This is a genomic window from Pseudomonas sp. S60 (assembly GCF_016647865.1).
Lineage (GTDB): Bacteria > Pseudomonadota > Gammaproteobacteria > Pseudomonadales > Pseudomonadaceae > Aquipseudomonas > Aquipseudomonas parafulva.
The window spans coordinates 1-20,925 of sequence record NZ_JACVVH010000067.1; the positions used below are offsets into that span (position 1 = coordinate 1).

Annotated in this window: 11 protein-coding genes; 4 read left to right on the forward strand and 7 right to left on the reverse strand. The window is 66.0% G+C overall.

Annotated features, from left to right (window positions below):
- Positions 1-34 precede the first annotated feature (34 nt).
- From ccoP to ccoN, 4 genes are read right to left on the reverse strand one after another with little or no spacing between them, the layout of a single operon-like run.
- Positions 35-964, reverse strand: a complete 930-nt coding sequence (gene ccoP, locus IAE33_RS22665; RefSeq protein WP_201165334.1) for a cytochrome-c oxidase, cbb3-type subunit III — start codon at positions 962-964, stop codon at positions 35-37.
- A complete protein-coding gene (locus tag IAE33_RS22670) occupies positions 961-1,164 on the reverse strand; it encodes a cbb3-type cytochrome oxidase subunit 3 (protein WP_201165336.1) in 204 nt (67 codons plus the stop codon). The genes ccoP and IAE33_RS22670 overlap by 4 nt, the downstream gene beginning before the upstream one ends.
- A gap of 5 nt (positions 1,165-1,169) precedes the next feature.
- Positions 1,170-1,778, reverse strand: a complete 609-nt coding sequence (gene ccoO / locus IAE33_RS22675; protein ID WP_028632174.1) for a cytochrome-c oxidase, cbb3-type subunit II — start codon at positions 1,776-1,778, stop codon at positions 1,170-1,172.
- 13 nt (positions 1,779-1,791) lie between these two features.
- Complete coding sequence (gene ccoN / locus IAE33_RS22680) at positions 1,792-3,216, reverse strand: cytochrome-c oxidase, cbb3-type subunit I (protein ID WP_028632175.1); 1,425 nt, start codon at positions 3,214-3,216, stop codon at positions 1,792-1,794.
- A gap of 49 nt (positions 3,217-3,265) precedes the next feature.
- On the opposite strand from ccoN, the gene IAE33_RS22685 reads away from it, so the two are divergent.
- Complete coding sequence (locus IAE33_RS22685; protein ID WP_236407276.1) at positions 3,266-3,961, forward strand: alpha/beta family hydrolase; 696 nt, start codon at positions 3,266-3,268, stop codon at positions 3,959-3,961.
- A 54-nt stretch (positions 3,962-4,015) separates the two neighbouring features.
- Here IAE33_RS22685 and ppnP read toward each other — a convergent pair whose 3' ends face one another.
- Together ppnP and IAE33_RS22695 are read right to left on the reverse strand one after the other, a co-directional pair.
- Positions 4,016-4,300 (reverse strand): pyrimidine/purine nucleoside phosphorylase, encoded by a 285-nt coding sequence (ppnP, locus tag IAE33_RS22690; protein WP_028632177.1) that lies wholly within the window; start codon positions 4,298-4,300, stop codon positions 4,016-4,018.
- A gap of 90 nt (positions 4,301-4,390) precedes the next feature.
- Positions 4,391-4,936 carry an exonuclease domain-containing protein gene (locus IAE33_RS22695; protein ID WP_201165341.1) on the reverse strand — a complete coding sequence of 182 codons (546 nt, stop codon included), beginning with the start codon at positions 4,934-4,936 and terminating at the stop codon, positions 4,391-4,393.
- 171 nt (positions 4,937-5,107) lie between these two features.
- Here IAE33_RS22695 and IAE33_RS22700 point away from each other — a divergent pair, with 171 nt between their 5' ends.
- Positions 5,108-5,908, forward strand: coding sequence for a substrate-binding periplasmic protein (locus IAE33_RS22700; protein ID WP_201165342.1), 801 nt, complete (start codon positions 5,108-5,110; stop codon positions 5,906-5,908).
- A 64-nt stretch (positions 5,909-5,972) separates the two neighbouring features.
- Positions 5,973-6,983, forward strand: coding sequence for a GNAT family N-acetyltransferase (locus IAE33_RS22705; protein ID WP_201165343.1), 1,011 nt, complete (start codon positions 5,973-5,975; stop codon positions 6,981-6,983).
- A 40-nt stretch (positions 6,984-7,023) separates the two neighbouring features.
- Here the strand turns inward: IAE33_RS22705 and IAE33_RS22710 are convergent, their stop codons facing one another.
- On the reverse strand, positions 7,024-7,554 hold the full coding sequence (locus tag IAE33_RS22710; protein WP_028632181.1) for an RNA polymerase factor sigma-70: 531 nt from the start codon (positions 7,552-7,554) through the stop codon (positions 7,024-7,026).
- Positions 7,555-7,856: 302 nt separating this feature from the next.
- On the opposite strand from IAE33_RS22710, the gene IAE33_RS22715 reads away from it, so the two are divergent.
- Positions 7,857-20,804, forward strand: coding sequence for a non-ribosomal peptide synthetase (locus IAE33_RS22715; RefSeq protein ID WP_201165344.1), 12,948 nt, complete (start codon positions 7,857-7,859; stop codon positions 20,802-20,804).
- Positions 20,805-20,925 lie beyond the last annotated feature (121 nt).

Genomic DNA, 20,925 nt, shown 5'->3' on the forward strand with positions numbered 1-20,925 from the left:
GCCGAGGCGGGGGCCGGCGGAGCGAGGGGGAGGGTTACTGGGCGGCGGTTTCGCCTTGGGACAGGCTGTAGACGTAGGCGGCCAACAGGTGGACCTTGTCGTTGCCCTGGATGTCAGCCTGGGCTGGCATCTGGCCTTGGCGGCCGTAGCGGATGGTCTGCTGCAACTGGGCGAAGCTTGAGCCGTAGATGAACGCCTGTGGGTGGGTCAGGTCTGGCGCGCCCATGACCGGGGTGCCCTTGCCTTCAGGCCCGTGGCAGGCCACGCAGTTGCCGGCAAAGATTTCCTTACCCTTGGCAGCGTCGGCCTTGACGCCTTCCGGCAGGCTGCGGCCATCGAGGTTGGTCAGCACGAACGCAGCCACATCCGCCACGCCCTGCTCACCGATCACTTCAGCCCAGGCCGGCATCACGCCGTGGCGGCCATTCATGATCGACGCCTTGATGGTTTCCGGCTCGCCGCCCCAGCGCCAGTCCTTGTCGGTCAGGTTGGGGAAGCCATAGGCACCCTTGGCGTCGGAGCCATGGCACACCGAGCAGTTGGAGGCGAACAGGCGGCTGCCCATTTTCAGTGCCTGCGGATCCTTGGCCACTTCCTCCACGGGCATGGCGGCATACTTGGCGAAGATCGGGCCGAACTTGGCGTCAGCCTTGTCCATCTCCTTCTGCCACTCGTTCACACCGGTCCAGCCATCTTCATAGCCAGGCAGGATGCCTTTCCAGTTGCCCAGGCCTGGGTACAGCACCAGGTAGCCGGCGCCGAACACCAAGGTGCCGACGAACAGCCAGAACCACCATTTGGGCAGCGGGTTGTCGTATTCTTCGATGCCATCGAAGCTGTGCCCCATGGTCTGGTCGGTGGTCTCGCTGCTCTGGCCCTTGCGGGTCCCGAGCAGCAGCCAGGTCAGGCCGATCAGGCTGCCGATGGTCAGTACGCTGATATAGGTACTCCAGAAGGCGGTCATTGCGCTTTGCTCCTCACAGGTGCACGTTTTGCAGGTTCCTGGCTGCCCGCAGGCACGCCGTCATCGACGAAGGGCAGCAGGCGCGCCTCGGCGAAGTCACGGTCGCGGTTGCGGTTGAACACCCACAGGCTCAGGCCGATGAAGGCGATCATCACCACCAGGGTGCCCAGGCCACGGATCATGCCGATATCCATTTCCATCGCACTTACCTCTTGTTCTTGATCGCGGTGCCGAGCACCTGCAGGTAGGCGACCAGGGCGTCCATCTCGGTCTTGCCCTTGACCGCTTCGCGGGCGCCGGCGATGTCGTCGTCGGTGTAGGGCACGCCGAGGGTGCGCAGGGTGCGCATCTTGGTATCGGTGTGGCTGTTGTCGACCTGCTGGGCAACCAGCCACGGGTAGGCCGGCATCTTCGATTCCGGCACCACGTTGCGCGGGTTGTACAGGTGCGCCCGGTGCCAGTCGTCCGAGTAGCGGCCGCCGACGCGGGCCAGGTCCGGCCCGGTACGCTTGGAGCCCCACAGGAACGGGTGGTCCCATACGCTTTCACCGGCTACCGAGTAATGGCCATAGCGTTCGGTTTCGGCGCGGAACGGGCGGATCATCTGCGAGTGGCAACCAACACAGCCCTCGCGGATGTAGATGTCGCGGCCTTCGAGCTGCAGGGCGGTGTAGGGCTTCATGCCTTCCACCGGCTTGTTGGTGACGTCCTGGAAGAACAGCGGGACGATCTGGGTAAGCCCGCCGATACTGACGGCGAACACCATCAGCAGGGCCAGCAGGCCAACGTTTTTCTCGATGACTTCATGTTTCATCAGGCAGGTCTCCTCAAGCCAGCTGGGCATTCGCAGGGGCGGTATCCAGCGCCGGCGAACGCACGGTACGCCAGGTGTTCCAGGCCATCAGGAACATGCCGCTGAGGAAGATCGCACCACCGACGAAGCGCACGATGAAGCCTGGGTGGCTGGCCACCAGGGTTTCCACGAACGAGTAGGTGAGCGTGCCGTCGCTGTTGACTGCGCGCCACATCAGGCCCTGGGCGATGCCGTTGACCCACATCGAGGCGATGTAGAGCACGGTGCCGATGGTGGCCAGCCAGAAGTGCGCGTTGATCAGGCCGATGCTGTACATGCGCTCTTTGCCGAACACTTTCGGGATGGTGTGGTACATCGCGCCGATGGAGATCATCGCTACCCAGCCGAGGGCGCCGGCGTGTACGTGGCCGATGGTCCAGTCGGTGTAGTGGGACAGGGCGTTGACCGTCTTGATGGCCATCATCGGGCCTTCGAAGGTGGACATGCCGTAGAACGCCAGCGACACCACCAGGAAGCGCAGGATCGGGTCGCTGCGCAGTTTGTGCCAGGCGCCCGACAGGGTCATCATGCCGTTGATCATGCCACCCCAGCTGGGTGCCAGCAGGATCAGCGACATCACCATGCCCAGCGACTGTGCCCAGTCGGGCAGGGCGGTGTAGTGCAGGTGGTGTGGGCCGGCCCAGATGTACAAGGTGATCAGCGCCCAGAAGTGCACGATGGACAAGCGGTAGGAATACACCGGGCGCTCGGCCTGCTTGGGCACGTAGTAATACATCATGCCCAGGAAGCCTGCGGTCAGGAAGAAGCCCACCGCGTTGTGGCCGTACCACCACTGCACCATGGCATCGGTGGCCCCGGCATACACGGAGTAGGACTTGGTCAGGCTGACCGGCAGTTCCAGGTTGTTGACGATGTGCAGAATGGCAACGGTGAGAATGAACGCACCGAAGAACCAGTTGCCCACGTAGATGTGCTTGGTGGTGCGCTTCATCAGCGTGCCGAAGAACACGATGGCGTAGGCAACCCAGACAATGGTGATCAGGATGTCGATCGGCCATTCCAGTTCAGCGTATTCCTTGGAACTGGTGTAGCCCAGCGGCAGGCTGATGGCCGCCAGCAGGATCACCAGTTGCCAGCCCCAGAACGTGAACGCCGCCAGTCGCGGTGAAAACAGGGTGGTCTGGCAGGTGCGTTGCACCGAATAATACGACGTAGCGAACAGGGCGCAGCCACCGAAGGCGAAGATCACCGCATTGGTATGCAGTGGGCGCAGGCGGCCGAAGCTGGTCCAGGGGAGGTCGAAGTTGAAGAAAGGCCAGGCGAGCTGGGCGGCGATGAAGACGCCGAGCCCCATCCCGACGATTCCCCAAACCACCGTCATGATGGCGAATTGGCGGACCACCTTGTAGTTATAGGCGGTACTGCTGGTTGTGTTCATGTATGGGTTCCCATCCACGGTTATTGGCAGGCTATACAGCGAGGCAAGCATGATTAATGGGCAAAATGCCTGCATTGACGGGGATCAATGGGCGAAGGTCGGAAATGTCCCAGGCTTGCGCTGCGATCCTGCACAGCTGCAGGGCAGTGGCAGGTACCGGGCTTGCCTGATCCTTGCCCACGGTGCAGGCGCACCGATGGACAGCGGGTTCATGGACGAAATGGCGCAAAGGCTTGCGGCGCTTGGGGTAGCGGTAGTGCGCTTCGAGTTCCCCTACATGGCGCAGCGGCGCCAGGGCGGCAGCAAGCGCCCGCCCAACCCGCAACAGGTATTGCTTGATTGCTGGCGTGAGGTGTATGCGCAGGTGCGACCATTAGTCACAGGCACATTGGCCATTGGCGGCAAGTCCATGGGCGGGCGCATGGCCAGCCTGGTGGCCGATGAACTGGGTGCAGATGGGGTGGTGTGCCTGGGTTACCCGTTCTATGCGGCGGGTAAACCGGAGAAGCCGCGGGTGGAGCACCTGGCCGCATTGAAGACGCCGACCCTGATCGTGCAGGGCGAGCGGGACGCGCTGGGTAACCGGGAGGCGGTGGCCGGTTACAGGTTATCGCCCGCCATCGAGGTCAGCTGGCTGACCGCTGCCGATCACGACCTGAAACCCCTGCGCGCCTCAGGTTTCACCCACGACCGGCACCTGCAGGCCGCCGCCCGGCTAACCGCAGAATTCCTGATCCGACCTTAGGGGCGACCGGAGGTCGCGATGGCCTGCGTAGCAGGCCCCCGCGAACGCGTTGGATCAGTCGCGGTATTCACACAGGTAAGCGGTATCTACCGCTACCTTCAACTGGAACTTGCTGTCTGCCGGCACATTGAACTTGTCGCCCGCCTTGAAGGTTTCCCAGCTGTCACTGCCTGGCAGCTTGACCGTGAGTGCGCCCGATACCACGTGCATGATCTCGCGCTTGGCCGTACCGAATTCGTATTCGCCTGCCGCCATCACCCCTACAGTGGCCGGGCCTTCCTCGCCCGTGAAGGCGATCGACTTGACGGTGCCGTTGAAGTACTCGTTGACCTTGAACATGGGCGACTCCAAAAAAAGAAGAGGGCAAAAAGGCTGGCCAGTATGCCCAAGGCCAAAGGCCCCGTCATCTGCTTTGAACGGCAGCGCAGGTCAACCGGCTGGCAGGCTCAACGGCAGCAGCCGCGCGGTGTTGCGCGCATCTTCCAGGGCCCGGTGCTGCTGCCCGCAAAAGTGCATGCCCGCCATCTGCAACGCGCTGTTGAGCCCCGTGGGCCGTTGCAGGTGGCGGGCCTTGGCAAAGCGCTGCTTGAGGTTGATGTGCGGCAGGGCGCGCAACAGGCTGTCGAGGCCGTGCTGCTGCCACTCCTGGGCCAGTTGCTGGCGGTCGTAGTCACCCCAGCTCACCCACGCCTGCAATTGCTCGCGGTGATGCCCCAGCCAGCGCTCGAAGTTTGCCCATACCTCGGCGAACGGTGCGGCCGTGTCCACGTTGGCCTGGCTGATGTGGGTCAGCTGCCGGCAGAACGGTGTCAGCTGCGGCCTGCGCCGGGGCCGCACGAAGCGCTGGAAGTGGTCCACCTCACGGCCTTCACGGGTCACCAGGCTTGCGCCGATTTCAATCACTTCCATGTCTGCGACTGGCCAGCCGCCGTCGTCTGTCGTCGCTTCCAGGTCGATCACCAACCAATGGCCCATACCAGGCTCCCTTGCAGATCCTGCTAGAGCGTAGCCAAAGTCCGGCGTTCAGGCACCCCCTGGCATTTTGCCGCCTGCTTTGGCATAAAGGTCAGGTTTCGGCAGTTGTGCCGCCCCTGGAAAGCGCCTAGCTTAGGCATACCCAGGCATCCAACGTGATGAGTGTCCGTCTTGACTCCAGCGCCCGGCCTTAAGGCCCTGTCGACCTTGCTGCTGTTTGCCGCGTTCTGGCTGGCGGCACCGGCATGGGCTGCCGAGCAGGTCGAGGTCAGAGTCGGGGCTGCGCATTTTCCCCCTTATACCGTGCGCCCCGAGCAGGGCGCCGGTGCCGGCCTGCTGGTGCAACTGATCGACGCCCTCAACCGCCTGCAGCCTGGCTATCGGTTCGTGCTGGTGCCCACCTCCGTGCAGCGCCGCTTCAGCGACCTCAAGCAGGGCCGCACCGACATGGCCATTTTCGAAAACCCGCAATGGGGCTGGGCACAGGTGCCGCACCAGGCCGTGGACATGGGCCTGGAAGACGCGGAGGTGTTCGTTGCCCGCACCAGCAGCGCGCAAAGCCCTGGCTATTTCGACGACCTGCGGGGCAAACGCCTGGCCTTGTTCAACGGCTACCACTACGCATTCGCCGGGTTCAACCCCGACCCCGGCTACCTGCGCAATGCGTTCAATGCCACGCTCACCTACTCCCATGACAGCAACCTGCTGATGGTGCAGGCGGGGCGGGCCGACATTGCCCTGGTAACCCGCTCGTTCTTCAACGACTTCATCGCCCGCAACCCCGCCAGCCGCGCGCAACTGCTGCCTTCGCAGCGCATTGACCAGCTGTACCACCACTATGCGCTGCTGCGCCCCGGCGCGCCGATACCGGCGCAATCGTTTGCCGGGCTGCTGCAGGTGCTGCGCGACAATGGCCAACTGGGCCGCATCTTCGAGCCCTACGGCATACAGCTCACGCCCGAACTGCACTAAATTCGGCTTTGGCGCCCTCGTTCTCGACTGTGAGCCCACTTTTCCACTTCAGCGAGCTACGCCCATGCCTTTCGATGCCATTTCGCAGCCTTTGTCACCCCCCCGTTGGCGCAGCCTTGATGGCCAGGAGGGGGATAACCGGTTGAGCCTGTCCTTACAGGGGCGGCCATTGATTCAGTTGCGTGTGCAGCCTGGTGAGCCGCTTGCCGTTCAGCTGGAACACGCATGCACCGAGCGGCCCTACCAGGCGCTGTGGGCCGCATGCTACTGGTTGCTGTCACGCAACCCGGCTTGCCAGCGGCTGGCCTGGCAGATCCCCGAATTGCCCGTGCAGGCCCTTGCCAGCGGCCTGTTGCGCCAAGAGCAGCCGGGCCACTATGTGTGCGAGCGCGGGATGTTCTGGCAATTGCCGCAGCCATGGCTGGGCGAGTCGGTGGCACCGGTGTACCCGCAGCAGATGCGCATCACCGATGGCAAGCGCCACCCCCAGCGTGCGCCAAAGCCGCGGGGGGAAGTGTACCGGCGCTTCGATGCGCGGCTGGGCAGTTGGGTGTCGTTGCGTACCCTGGAAATCGAGCACGACCTGGAGCGCTTCAACCGCTGGCAGAACGACCCGCGGGTAGAGGCGTTCTGGCAGGAAGGCGGCACGCTGGCGCAGCACCGCGAATACCTGAGCAAGCTGGACGCCGACCCGCATACCCTGACGCTGATCGGCTGCTTCGACGACGAGCCGTTCGCTTACTTCGAAGCCTATTGGGCGAAAGAAGACCGCATCGCGCCGTTCTACCCGGCCGATGACTACGACCGCGGCATCCACATGCTGGTGGGCGAACAGCGCCACCGCGGCCCGCACAAGGTAGCCAGCTGGCTATCGGCGCTGGTGCACTACCTGTTCCTGGACGACCCCCGCACCCAGCGGGTAGTGGCCGAGCCGCGTGCCGACAATGCCAGGATGATTGGCTACATGCATGACCAGTGCTTCCACTGCGACAAGGAATTCGACTTCCCGCACAAGCGCGCCGCGCTGATGATTCTGGGGCGGGAGCGTTTTTTTGAGCGTTGTGACCTGGTTTGAGTGAGCGGGCGCGCAGCGCAATGCGCTGCGCGGCGCCCGTTCAACCTTGCCGGCTGGCCGTTTTACGGCAATGCACCAATGCATCGCGAATCATGAAATTGACCAGGGTAGGGGAGACGCCCAGCTCCTTGGCGATGTCCTTCTGCGGCACACCGTGCAGGCGGTACATCTCGAACGCATAGCGGGTGCGTTGGGGCAGCTCGTTCAAGGCCTGGGCGATGTCGTCGAGCGCTGCCCGGTTGATATGGGTGGCTTCGGGCGAGGCATTCTGGATGACCACGTTCAGGCCCTCTTCCTCGCTACCGGAATACCTCAGCTCCATTGCCTGCTTGCGGTAATGGTCAATGGCCAGGTTGCGCACGATCTGGAACAGGTAGCTGAGCTGCGCCTTGAACGAGGAGGTGATCTGTGGCGCGCTGCCAAGCCTGAAAAACGCGTCCTGTACCACGTCTTCGGCGCGTGACCGGCAGCCGGTAATGCGTGCAGCAATCTTCAGCAGGATGTTGCGGTTGTCGACGAAGGCCTGGAGTAATGGTGAATCGCACTTACTTGTGGATAGTTGTTCCGCCATGGAAATCACCTTGTCACAGAAGGGAAAGGGCGCACTGAAACTTCAGATGCGTCCTGAGACGTGCGACAAGCTATTCAGAATGATAATGATTGTCAAATACGAAACGAAATTAGTATCTGTATTTTTCAGTTCTAAGCCAGGTCCTGCCTGAGGGGCGCGTCCTCAGGCCCGCATACAGGGCAACACCCGCTAATTTCTGCCCCTGCCTATCCGTTCCCCTGTGTACATCCCCGGCCGCCCATGCTGCCCGCCCTGGTGGCGGTGCAACCGGCCCGCCCACCCAGACACTGGCAGGAACACCCATGACGCATGCCTTCGAACTCCCGCTCACGCTGGTCCAGGCCCTGACGCAGCGTGCCGCGCTCAGCCCGGACCAAGTCGCCTTGCGCTTTCTGGCCGACACGCCGGGCGAGCAGGCCGTGCTCAGTTACCGGGACCTCGACCAGCGCGCCCGCGCCATCGCTGCCGCCCTGCAGGCGCGGGCCGGCCATGGCGAGCGCGCGGTGCTGCTGTTCCCCAGCGGGCCAGACTACGTTGCGGCGTTCTTCGGCTGCCTGTACGCCGGCATCATCGCCGTGCCTGCCTACCCGCCAGAATCGGCCCGCCAGCACCACCAGCAGCGGTTGCTGTCGATCATCGCCGACGCACAGCCGCGCCTGCTGCTGACCGTCGATGCCTTGCACGGCAGCCTGCAGGGCCTGGACGCGCTTTCAGCCGCCGATGCCCCTGAGCTGCTGGCCGTCGATGGCCTTGACCTGGCACTGGCGGATGCGTGGCGCGAACCCGTGCTCAAGGCCGACGACATCGCCTTCCTGCAGTACACTTCCGGCTCCACTGCGCTGCCCAAGGGCGTCCAGGTCAGCCACGGCAACCTGGTGGCCAACGAACAACTGATCCGCTGTGGTTTCGGCATCGACCTCAACCCCGATGATGTGATCGTCAGCTGGTTGCCGCTTTACCACGACATGGGCCTGATTGGCGGGCTGCTGCAGCCGATTTTCAGCGGCGTGCCGTGTGTGCTGATGTCGCCGGGCTACTTCCTCGCACGCCCCCTGCGCTGGCTACAGGCAATCAGCGAATACGGCGGCACCATCAGCGGAGGCCCCGACTTCGCCTACCGGTTGTGCAGCGAGCGGGTCAGCGAAAGCGCCCTCGAAGGGCTCGACCTCAGCCGCTGGCGCGTGGCGTATTCGGGTTCAGAACCGATCCGCCAGGACAGCCTGGCCACCTTCGCCGAGCGCTTCCAGGCCTGTGGTTTCGACCCGCAAAGTTTCTTTGCCAGCTATGGCCTGGCCGAAGCCACCCTGTTTGTCAGCGGCAGCCGCCGTGGCCAAGGCATCGCGGCGCTGGAACTGGACGCCCAGGCTTTCGCCGAACACCGCGCCGAGCCTGGCGAAGGCAGCGTGCTGATGAGTTGCGGCTGGCCGCAGCCCGGGCATGCCGTGCGCATTGTCGAGCCCCAGCACCTGCAGGTACTGGCCGACAATCAGGTGGGTGAAATCTGGGCGGCAGGGCCGAGTATCGCCCTGGGGTACTGGCGCAACCCTGAGGCGACTGCCCGCACCTTCGTCGAGCAGGGCGGCCAGCGCTGGCTGCGTACCGGCGACCTGGGTTTCATGCGTGACGGTGAGGTGTTCGTGACCGGCCGCCTGAAGGACATGCTGATCGTGCGCGGTCAGAACCTGTACCCGCAAGACCTGGAGAAAACCCTGGAGCAGGAGGTTCAGGGGCTGCGCAAAGGCCGGGTGGCGGTGTTCGGCGTGGAGCACAAGGGCGAAGAGGGCATTGGTGTGGCGGTGGAAGTCAGCCGCAATGTGCAGAAGGCGATAGACCCCCAGGCGCTGATCACCACCCTGCGCCAGGTGGTCGCCGATGCCTGCCGTCAGGCACCTGCCGTGGTGCTGCTGCTGAACCCCGGGGCGCTGCCCAAGACCTCCAGTGGCAAGCTGCAACGCTCAGCCTGCCGCCTGCGCATGGAAGAGGGCAGCCTGGATTGCTACGCCCGCTTCCCGCACCAGCGTCCAGAGGCCGCCCGAGCCCTCAGCGGCGATGCCCTGCAAGCGCGTATCGCCCAGGTATGGCGGGATGTTCTCAACGTCGAGACGGCGGCCGCCGACGACCACTTCCTGTTGCTGGGCGGCAACTCCATCGCCGCCACCCAGGCCACTGCACGGCTGGCCGACGAGCTGGGCATCGACCTGAGCCTTCGTACCCTGTTCGAAGCGCCGGTGCTGGCCGATTACACCCGCGCAGTGGCAGCCCTTGTCGCGCAAGGGCTGCCCCAGGCGGCTGCCATCGGCACCTTGCAACGTGAACAACCGCTGCCCCAGTCGCTGGCCCAGAACCGCCTGTGGCTGCTGTGGCAACTGCAACCCCAGTCGGCGGCCTACAACATTCCGGCCGGGCTGGTGCTGCGCGGCGAGCTCGATGAGCACGCACTGCAGGCTGCACTGCAGGCCCTGGTGGAACGTCACGAGTCCCTGCGTACGGTCTTCAGCGAGGCAGGCGGCCAGCCGCTGCAGCACATCCTGCCCGCCCAGCCGCTGGCCCTGCAGCACCTCGACCTTGATGGGCTGCCTGGCGCTCAGGTCACCCTGCAGCGTGAAGCCGAAGCCCGCCAGCCGTTCGACCTGACCCAGGGCCCGCTGCTGCGCGTCACCCTCGCGCGTCTGGACGATGAACACCACCAGCTCTGGGTAACCCTGCACCACATCGTCGCCGACGGCTGGTCGCTGAACATTCTGCTGGACGAACTGGCCCGCTTGTACGCGGCCAGCTGCCAGGGCCTGGAGGCCAAGCTGGCGCCGCTGACCCTGGGCTATGCCGACTACGGCACCTGGCAGCGGGCGTGGCTGGCCAGCGGTGTGGCCGAGCGCCAGCTGGCGTACTGGCAGGCGCACCTGGCAGGCGAATTGCCCGCGCTGGACCTGTGCACCGATCACCCCCGCAGCCGCCAGCGTGAGCACCTTGCCGCGCGCTTGCAGGTCAAGGTGCCCACGCGCCTCACCGAAGCCCTCAAGCGCCTGGCCAGTGAGCAGCAGGCCAGCCTGTTCATGGTGCTGCTCGCGGGCTGGCAGGCGTTGCTGTACCGCTACAGCGGCCAGGCTGACATCCGCGTGGGCATCCCCAACGCCAACCGCCCGCGTCTGGAAACCCAGGGGCTGGTCGGCTTCTTCATCAACACTCAGGTACTGCGTGCGCACGTCGATGGGCGGTTGCCGTTCACCCAGTTGCTGGCCCAGGTGCGCCAGGCCAGCGTCGAGGCACAGGCCAACCAGGACCTGCCGTTCGAGCAACTGCTGGAGGCGTTCCCCGATGCCCGCGAGCAGGGCCTGTTCCAGGTCATGTTCAACCACCAGCAACGCGACCTGTCGGCCTTGCGCCGCCTGCCCGGGCTGCTGGCCGAGGAGCTGCCCTGGCACAGCCGTGAAGCCAAGTTCGACTTGCAGCTGCACAGCGAGGAAGACCACCAGGGCCGCCTGAGCCTGGCGTTCGACTATGCCAGTGAGCTGTTCGAGGCCAGCACTGTCCAGCGTTTGGCCGAGCATTTGCTGACCCTGTTCGAGCAAGTGTGTGCCAACCCGCAATGCCCGGTGGGCGAAGTGCAGCTGTTGAGCGAAGCGGCCCGTGCGCGGTTGCTGGGCTGGGGCCAGGCCCCGGCACCTGCGCCCCAGCGCCTGCTGGTGGAGCAGCTCAACGAGCAGGCCCGGCTTCATCCGCAGCGCGTGGCGCTGGCCTGGGAGGGTGGCAGCCTCAGCTATGCCGAGCTGCACCAGCAGGCCAACCGCCTCGCCCATTACCTGCGCGACAAGGGTGTGGGCCCCGATACGTGCGTGGCCATTGCCGTGGAGCGCTCGCCGCAGTTGCTGGTGGGCCTGCTGGCCATCCTCAAGGCCGGTGGTGCCTATGTGCCGCTGGATGTGGACTACCCGGCCGAGCGCCTGGCCTACATGCTCAGGGATTGCCAGGCCAGCCTGCTGCTCAGCCACAGCAATACACTGCACAACCTGCCCCAGGTCGACGGCGTGAGTGTGATCGCCCTTGACCAACTGCACCTCGACAGCTGGCCCAGCCAGGCGCCGGGCCTGCACCTGGAAGCCGACAACCTGGCCTATGTGATCTACACCTCCGGCTCCACCGGCCAGCCCAAAGGCGTGGGCAATACCCATGGTGCGCTGGCCGAGCGGCTGCAGTGGATGCAGGCTACCTACGGCCTGGACGACAGCGACGTGCTTCTGCAAAAAGCCCCGATCAGCTTCGACGTGTCGGTGTGGGAGTGCTTCTGGCCGCTGGTCACCGGTTGCCGGCTGGTGCTCGCCAGCCCCGGTGAGCACCGCGACCCGCAGCGCATCGCTGCCCTGGTCCAGGCTCATGCTGTGACCACGCTGCACTTCGTACCGCCACTGCTGCAGGTGTTTGCCCAGGAGCCCCAGGCGGCCGGCTGCACCAGCCTGCGCCGGGTGTTCTCCGGTGGTGAAGCCTTGCCGGCCGCATTGCGTGACCGCGTGCTGCAGGTGCTGCCGCAGGTGCAACTGCACAACCGCTACGGCCCGACCGAAACCGCCATCAACGTCACCCACTGGCACTGCCAGGTGGCCGATGGCGAGCGCTCGCCCATCGGTCGCCCGCTGGGCAATGTGCTGTGCCGGGTACTGGACGACGAGCTCGAACTGACCGCCCCCGGCGTGCCGGGTGAGCTGTACCTCGGTGGCGCGGGCCTGGCCCGTGGCTACCTGAACCGCCCAGGCCTGACCGCCGAGCGCTTCGTGCCCCAGCCTGATGGCCATGGCGAGCGGCTGTACCGCAGCGGTGACCGCGCCCGCTGGCAGCCGCAGCTCGAAGCGCTGGAATACCTCGGCCGCCTGGACCACCAGGTAAAGGTGCGGGGTTTCCGCGTGGAGCCTGAGGAAGTGCAGGCGTGCCTGCTGGCGCAGGCCGGCGTCGAGCAGGCGTTGGTGCTCATTCACCAGGACGCCGTAGGCGCGCAACTGGTGGGCTACTACAGCGGCAGTGCGCAGCCAGCTGACCTGTTGAACCTGCTGGCAGCGCAACTGCCCGCCTATATGGTGCCGGCGCAGCTCGTGCCCCTGGCGCAGATGCCCGTGGGCCCTAGCGGCAAGGTCGACCGCAAGGCGTTGCCGGCCCCGGTGTGGCAGCAGCGCGAGCACGTCGAGCCGCAGACGGCGCTGCAGCAAACCGTCGCCGCCATCTGGCGCGAGGTGCTGAACCTGCCGCGCGTTGGCCTGCAGGACGACTTCTTCGCCCTCGGCGGGCACTCGCTGCTGGCCACCCAGATCGTGTCGCGCACGCGCCAGGCCTGCGATGTGGAACTGCCGCTCAAGGCGTTGTTCGACGCCAGCGAACTGGGGGCATTCTGCGTCGAAATCGCGCGTATCCAGGCAGCCGGTGAACGCAACCTGCAAGGGCAAATCGCCCGTGTGGACCGCCGCCAGGCCGTGCCGCTGTCGTATTCCCAGCAGCGCATGTGGTTCCTCTGGCAGATGGAGCCGGGCAGCCCGGCCTACAACGTCGGCGGCATGGCCCGCCTGCGCGGCACCTTGCATGTGGATGCTTTCGAACGGGCGCTGCAGGCGCTGCTGGTGCGCCACGAAACCTTGCGTACCACCTTCCCCAGCATTGATGGCGTGCCCTACCAATGCGTGGCGGCAGACACCCGCCTGCAGCTGCACTGGCAGGACTTCAGCGCCTTGCCCGCCGACACTTGCCAGCAACGCCTGCAGCAACTGGCCGATGACCAGGCCCACCAGCCGTTCGACCTGGAGCGCGGCCCGCTGCTGCGTGCCTGCCTGGTGAAAGCCGGCGAGCGCGAGCATTTCTTCGTGCTCACCCTGCACCACATCGTCACCGAAGGCTGGGCCATGGACATCTTCGCCCGCGAGCTGGGCGAGCTGTACGAGGCCTTTGTCGATGACCGCGACTCGCCACTGGCACCGCTGCCCGTGCAGTACCTGGACTACAGCGTATGGCAACGCCAGTGGCTGGACAGCGGCGAGGGCGCCCGTCAGCTCGCCTATTGGCAACAGCGCCTGGGCGACGAGCACCCTGTGCTGGCACTGCCCGCCGACCGCCCACGGCCCGCCGTGCAGAGCCACCGGGGCGCGCTGTACCGTTTCGAGCTGGCGCCGGCCCTGGTAAGCCGCGTGCATGCCTTCAATGCCCAGCGCGGCCTGACCCTGTTCATGACCATGACCGCCACCCTGGCGGCCCTGTTGCACCGCTACAGCGGCCAGCGTGACCTGCGCATCGGTGCCCCGGTGGCCAACCGCATCCGCCCGGAAAGCGAAGGCCTGATCGGGGCCTTCCTCAACACCCAGGTGCTGCGCTGCCAGCTGGATGGCCAGATGACTGCCAGTGCGCTGCTGGAGCAGGTGCGCCAGGCCGCCATCGAGGGCCAGTCGCACCAGGACTTGCCGTTCGACCAGTTGGTGGAGGCCTTGCAGCCGCCCCGCAGCAGCGCCTACAACCCGTTGTTCCAGGTCATGTGCAACGTGCAGCGCTGGGCCTTCCAGCAAAGCCGCACCTTGGCGGGCATGCAAGTGGACTACCTGGTCAACGACGCCAGTGCCACCAAGTTCGACCTGTACCTGGAGGTCACCGACCTCGACGGCCGCCTGGGCTGCTGCCTCACCTACAGCCGCGACCTGTTCGATGAGCCGCGCATTGCGCGCATGGCCGAGCACTGGCAGCAGTTGCTGGTGGGCCTGCTCGACGACCCGCAACAACGCCTGTGCCAATTGCCGATGCTGACCAGCGCCGAGCAACAGGCGCTGACCGGGGAGTTGCAGGGCGAGCAGGGCTTCGACCTGGGCCAGACCCTGCACGGCCTGTTCGCCGCCCAAGCTGCGCGCACGCCCCAGGCGGGCGCGCTGACCTTCGCCGGCCAGCACCTGAGCTATGCCGAACTCGATCAGCGTGCCAACCGCCTGGCCCGCGCCCTGCGCGAGCGCGGCGTGGGGCCGCAGGTCCGTGTGGGCCTGGCCCTGGAGCGTTCGCTGGAAATGGTCATTGGCCTGTTGGCCATCCTCAAGGCCGGCGGCGCCTACGTACCCCTCGACCCGGAGTACCCGCTCGACCGCCTGCGCTACATGATCGAGGACAGCCGCATCGGCCTGCTGCTGAGCCAGCGGGCGTTGTTGGCTACACTGGGCGACCTGCCGGAGGGCGTCACCCGCTGGTGCCTCGATGACGATGCCGCCAGCCTGGCTGCCTTCAGCGATGCGCCGCTGGATAACGTCAGCCTGCCGCAGCACCAGGCCTACCTGATCTACACCTCCGGTTCCACCGGCAAGCCCAAGGGCGTAGTGGTCAGCCACGGCGAGTTCGCCATGCACTGCCAGGCGGTGATCGCCGCGTTCGGCATGCGCAGTGATGACTGCGAACTGCACTTCTATTCGATCAACTTCGATGCGGCCAGCGAGCGCCTGTGGGTGCCACTGCTGTGTGGGGCCCGCGTGGTGCTGCGGGCCCAGGGGCAGTGGGGCGCGCAGGAGATCTGCCAACTGGTGCGCGAGCAGCAGGTGAGCATTCTTGGCTTTACCCCCAGCTACGGCAGCCAGCTGGCCCAGTACCTGGGTGCGCAGGGCGAGCAACTGCCGGTACGCCTGGTAATCACCGGGGGTGAAGCGCTGACGGGCGAGCACCTTCTGCGAATCCGCCAGGCCTTCGCGCCGCAGCAGTGCTTCAACGCCTACGGCCCCACCGAAACCGTGGTCATGCCACTGGCTTGCCTGGCGCCCGAGGTGCTGGCGGCAGACCTGGGCAGCGTACCGATCGGGCGCGTCATCGGTAACCGTACCGCCTACATCCTGGACGAAGACCTGGCCCTGTTGCCGCAAGGCGGCATCGGCGAGCTGTATGTGGGCGGGGCGGGCCTGGCCCAGGGTTATCACGACCGGCCGGGCCTGAGCGCCGAGCGCTTCGTCGCCGACCCGTTCAGCACGGAAGGTGGCCGCCTGTATCGTACGGGCGACCTGGTGCGCCTGGGCGTGGATGGCCTGGTGGAGTACGTTGGCCGTGCCGACCAGCAGGTGAAGATTCGCGGCTTCCGTATCGAACTGGGTGAAATCGAGAGCCGCCTGCAGGCCCATGCCGATGTGGAAGAGGCCGTGGTGCTGGCACTGGACTTGCCGGGTGGCCGGCAACTGGTTGGCTACCTGGTGTGCCAGCAGGCAAGCGCCGCCAGCGAGGCCCAGGCCCGGCTGCGCGAGGCGGTGAAGGCCGATGCCCGCCAGCACCTGCCTGACTACATGGTCCCGGCGCACCTGGTGCTGCTCGGCAGCCTGCCGCTGATGGGTAACGGCAAGCTCGACCGCCGCGCCTTGCCCCTGCCGGACCTGGAGCAGGCCCGCCAGCACTACCAGGCCCCGGGTAACGAAGTGGAAGCGCAGCTGGCACAGGTGTGGGCTGATGTGCTCAACCTTGCCCAGGTGGGCGTGAACGACAACTTCTTCGAGCTGGGTGGCGACTCGATCCTGTCGATCCAGGTGGTCAGCCGCGCCCGTCAGGCCGGTTTGCAGTTCAGCCCGCGTGACCTGTTCCAGCACCAGACCATCCAGACCTTGGCCGCCGTGGTGCAGCGCAGCGATACGGCCAGCGCCATCGAGCAGGGCCAGCGCACGGGCCAGACCGGCCTCACGCCCATCCAGCACTGGTTCTTCGACAGCGATGTGCCGCAGCCGCAGCACTGGAACCAGGCCGTCTTGCTGCAGGCGCGTCAGCCGCTGGATGAAACAGTGCTGGGGCAGGCCCTGGAAGCCCTGGTGCAGCACCACGACAGCCTGCGCCTGCGCTTCGTCCAGGCTCATGGCCGCGTGCAGGCCGAGTATGCCCCGCCTGCTGCCGAGCAACTGCTGTGGACCGCCACGGTCGCGGACTTTGCCGACTGCCAGGCGCTGTACACCGACGTGCAGCGCAGCCTGCACCTAGAGCGCGGGCCATTGCTGCGTGCCTTGCTGGTCAGCGACGGGCAGGGCACTCAGCGCTTGTTGCTCGCCATCCACCACCTGGTGGTCGACGGTGTGTCGTGGCGGGTATTGCTCGAAGACCTGCAGGCGCTGTACCGCAGCCAGCCGCTGCCGGCCAAGACCCACACCCAGGGCGACTGGGCGGCACGCCTGGCGAATTACGCTGGCAGCGACTCGCTGCGCGACGAGCTGGGCTGGTGGCAAGGCCAACTGGGTGGCGTGCGCCGCGAACTGCCCTGCGACCACCCCCAGGGCGGCAACCTGCACCGCCACGCCCATACCCTGGCCATCGGCCTTGACGTGGAACAGACCCGGCAACTGCTGCAGCAAGCGCCGGCGGCCTACCACACCCAGGTAAACGACCTGCTGCTGACGGCGCTGGCGCGGGCCCTGTGCGGCTGGAGCGGCGACCAGGAAGTGCTGGTGCAGCTCGAAGGCCATGGCCGTGACGGGCTGTTCGAAGACATGGACCTGACCCGCAGCGTCGGCTGGTTCACCAACGCCTACCCGCTGAGCCTGCGTCCGTTGCCGGGAAATGACGACGCTGCGCGCGCCGGTTCTATCAAGCGTATCAAGGAGCAACTGCGCCAGGTGCCCCACAAGGGCCTGGGCTACGGTGTGCTGCGTTACCTGGGCGATGAGGCCGGGCGTGAACAGATGGCGGCCTTGCCGCAGGCGCGGATCACCTTCAACTACCTGGGGCAGTTCGACCAGCAGTTCGACGGCGCGGCGCTGTTCGAGCCACTGCAGGCACCGGCCGGCCAGGCCCATGACCCGGAAGCGCCATTGCCCAACTGGCTGAGCGTGGACGGGCAGGTGTACGGCGGCGCCCTGCAACTGCGCTGGACGTTCAGTGCCGAACGCTATGACCCGGCAACCATCGCCCGCCTGGCCGAAGCCTATCGGCAGGAGCTGCTGGCACTGGTGGCCCACTGCCTGGTCGATGGCAATGGCAGCTTCACCCCGTCGGACTTCCCCCTGGCGCACCTGACCCAGGAGCAGATCGACGCCTTGCCGGTACCGGCTGCGCAGATCGAGGACGTCTACCCCCTGACCCCGATGCAGGAAGGCATGCTGCTGCACACCCTGCTGGAGCCCGGCACCGGCCTTTACTACATGCAGGACCGCTACCGCATCAACAGCGCCTTGGACCCGCAGCGGTTCGCCCAGGCCTGGCAGGCGGTGGTGGCGCGCCACGAAGCGCTGCGTGCCTCGTTCAGCTGGAACAGCGGCGAGGCCATGCTGCAGATCATCCATAAACCGGGCAACCTGCCCGTGGATTACCAGGACTGGCGCGGCCTTGACGACACCGCCCAGGAAGCCCGCCTGCAGGCACTGCACAAGCAGGAGCGCGAAGCCGGCTTCGAACTGCTGCGTGAAGCGCCGTTCCATCTGCGCCTGGTGCGCGTGGCCGACGAGCGCTACTGGTTCATGATGAGCAACCACCACATCCTCATCGATGCCTGGTGCCGCTCGCTGTTGATGAACGACTTCTTCGAGGTCTACCAGGCGCTGGGCGAAGGCCGCCCGGCGCAGTTGCCGGTGCCACCGCGCTATCGCGATTACATTGGCTGGCTGCAACGCCAGGGCCTGGAGGATGCCCGCACCTGGTGGCAGGCCAACCTGGCCGGCTTTGAACGCGCAACCGCCATCCCCAGCGACCGCCCGCTGCGCCATGACCACGCCGGCAGCGGCATGGTGGTCGGTGATTGCTACACCCGCCTGCAAGCCCGCGAGGGTGTGCGCCTGCGTGAGCTGGCACAGGCCCATCAGCTCACCGTCAATACCTTCGCCCAGGCGGCCTGGGCCCTGGTGCTGGCGCGCTACAGCGGCGAGCGTGACGTGGCCTTCGGGGTGACCGTTGCCGGTCGGCCGGTGAGCATGCCGCAGATGCAACGCACCGTGGGCCTGTTCATCAACAGCGTCGCCCTGCGGGTGTGCCTGCCGCTCCCGGGTGAGCGCTGCAGTGTGCGCCAGTGGTTGCAGGGCCTGCTGCAAAGCAACATGGAGCTGCGCGAATACGAGTACCTGCCGCTGGTGGCGATCCAGGAATGCAGCGAGCTGCCCAAGGGCCAGCCGTTGTTCGACAGCCTGTTCGTGTTCGAGAACGCCCCGGTGGAAACCGCCGTGCTCGACCACGCCCAGCACCTCAACGCCAGCTCCGATTCGGGCCGCACCCACACCAACTTCCCGCTGACGGCGGTGTGCTACCCGGGCGACGACCTGGGCCTGCACCTGTCGTTCGACCAGCGGTATTTCGACTACCCAACGGTCGAGCGCCTGCTGGCCGAGTTCAAGCGCCTGTTGCTGGCGCTGGTGCAAGGCTTCGACGGTGAGGTGAGCGAGCTGCCGCTGCTGGGCGCCGAAGAACAGCGCTACCTGCTGGACGACTGCAACCGGACTGCGCACCACTACCCACTGGAGCACAGCTACATCGCGCAGTTCGAGGCCCAGGTGGCCGCACACCCGCAGCGTACCGTGGCCCGCTGCCAAGAGGCCTCCTACGATTACGCCGGGCTCAACCTGGCGGCCAACCGCCTGGGCCACGCCCTGGTTGCCGCCGGGGTGCAGCTGGACCAGCCGGTGGCCCTGCTGGCCGAGCGCGGGTTGCCGCTGCTGGGCATGATCGTCGGCAGCTTCAAGGCGGGTGCCGGTTACCTGCCGCTCGACCCGGGCCTGCCAAGCGCACGCCTGCAAGGCATCATCGCGCTCAGCAGCACCCCGGTGCTGGTGTGCACAGCGGCCTGTGCCGAACAGGCCCGGCAATTGCTGGGCAGCCTGCAAGGGCAGGTGCAGTTGCTGGTGTGGGAGGACATCCAGGCCAGCCAGGTAGCCAGCCATAACCCGGGGATCTACAGCGGGCCGGACAACCTGGCCTACGTCATCTACACCTCTGGCTCCACCGGGCTGCCGAAGGGTGTGATGGTGGAGCAGCGCGGCATGCTCAACAACCAGCTGAGCAAAGTGCCTTACCTTGAGCTGAGCCAGCGGGACGTGATCGCCCAGACGGCGTCGCAAAGCTTCGATATTTCGGTGTGGCAGTTCCTCGCCGCCCCGTTGTTCGGTGCCACGGTGCAGATCGTGCCCAATGCCATTGCCCATGATCCCCAGGGCCTTTTGGCCCATGTGCAAGCCACCGGCATTACGGTGCTGGAGAGCGTGCCTTCGCTGATCCAGGGCATGTTGGCGAACGAACACCAGGCCCTGGACGGCCTGCGCTGGATGCTGCCGACGGGCGAGGCCATGCCGCCGGAGCTGGCCGCGCAGTGGCTGCAACGTTACCCGCATATCGGGCTGGTGAATGCCTACGGCCCTGCTGAGTGTTCGGATGACGTGGCGTTCTTCCGCGTCGATGCCGCGTCTACCCGTGGCACCTACCTGCCTATCGGCACGCCGACCGACAACAACCGTCTGTACCTGTTTGGCGACGAACAGACCCTGGTGCCACTGGGGGCGGTGGGGGAACTGTGCGTAGCCGGCACCGGTGTGGGGCGTGGTTACGTCAGCGACCCGGTGCGCACGGCCCTGGCCTTCATCCCGCACCCCTACGGGGCACCGGGTGAGCGGCTTTACCGCACCGGTGACCTGGCGCGGCGGCGTGCAGACGGGGTGCTGGAGTACGTTGGGCGTATCGACCATCAGGTGAAGATCCGCGGTTACCGCATCGAACTGGGCGAAATCGAAGCGCGCCTGCACGAACAGGCATCCTTGCGTGATGCCGCAGTGGCGGTGCAGGAGGGTGTCAACGGCAAGCACTTGGTGGGCTACCTGGTGGCCCATCAGGGTGTGACCGGGGATGGCGCACTGCTGGAGCAGATCAAGCAACGGCTGCGCGCGGAACTGCCGGAATACATGGTGCCGTTGCACTGGGCCTGGTTCGACAGCCTGCCGCACAACGCCAACGGCAAGCTGGACCGCAAGGCCCTGCCAGCCATCGAAATCGGCGGCCAGCACAGCCAGGCCTACCAGCCACCCCGTACCGCACTGGAGGAGACCCTGGCCGGCATCTGGGCCGATGTACTCAAGGCCGAGCGGGTGGGTGTGCACGACAACTTCTTCGAGCTGGGCGGGCATTCCCTGCTGGCCACGCAGATCGCCTCCCGGGTGCAGAAGCAGTTGCAACTGAACGTGCCGCTACGGGCGATGTTCGAGTGCAGCACGGTGGAGGAACTGGCGGTGTATGTGGAGGGGCTGCAGGGCAGTGCGCTGGATGAGGACAAGGTTGATCGGCTGAGTGATTTGATGGCGGAGTTGGAGGGGTTGTAGGGGGGGAGCTTGTTTGCGATGCGCGACGTGATGGATGCAGGCTCGGCATCGAATCGGTGAGGGCTGCGAGGTGTTCGCCGTTACAGGTGCAGCGCCTATGAAATCGAGCGCCGCCCGCGCG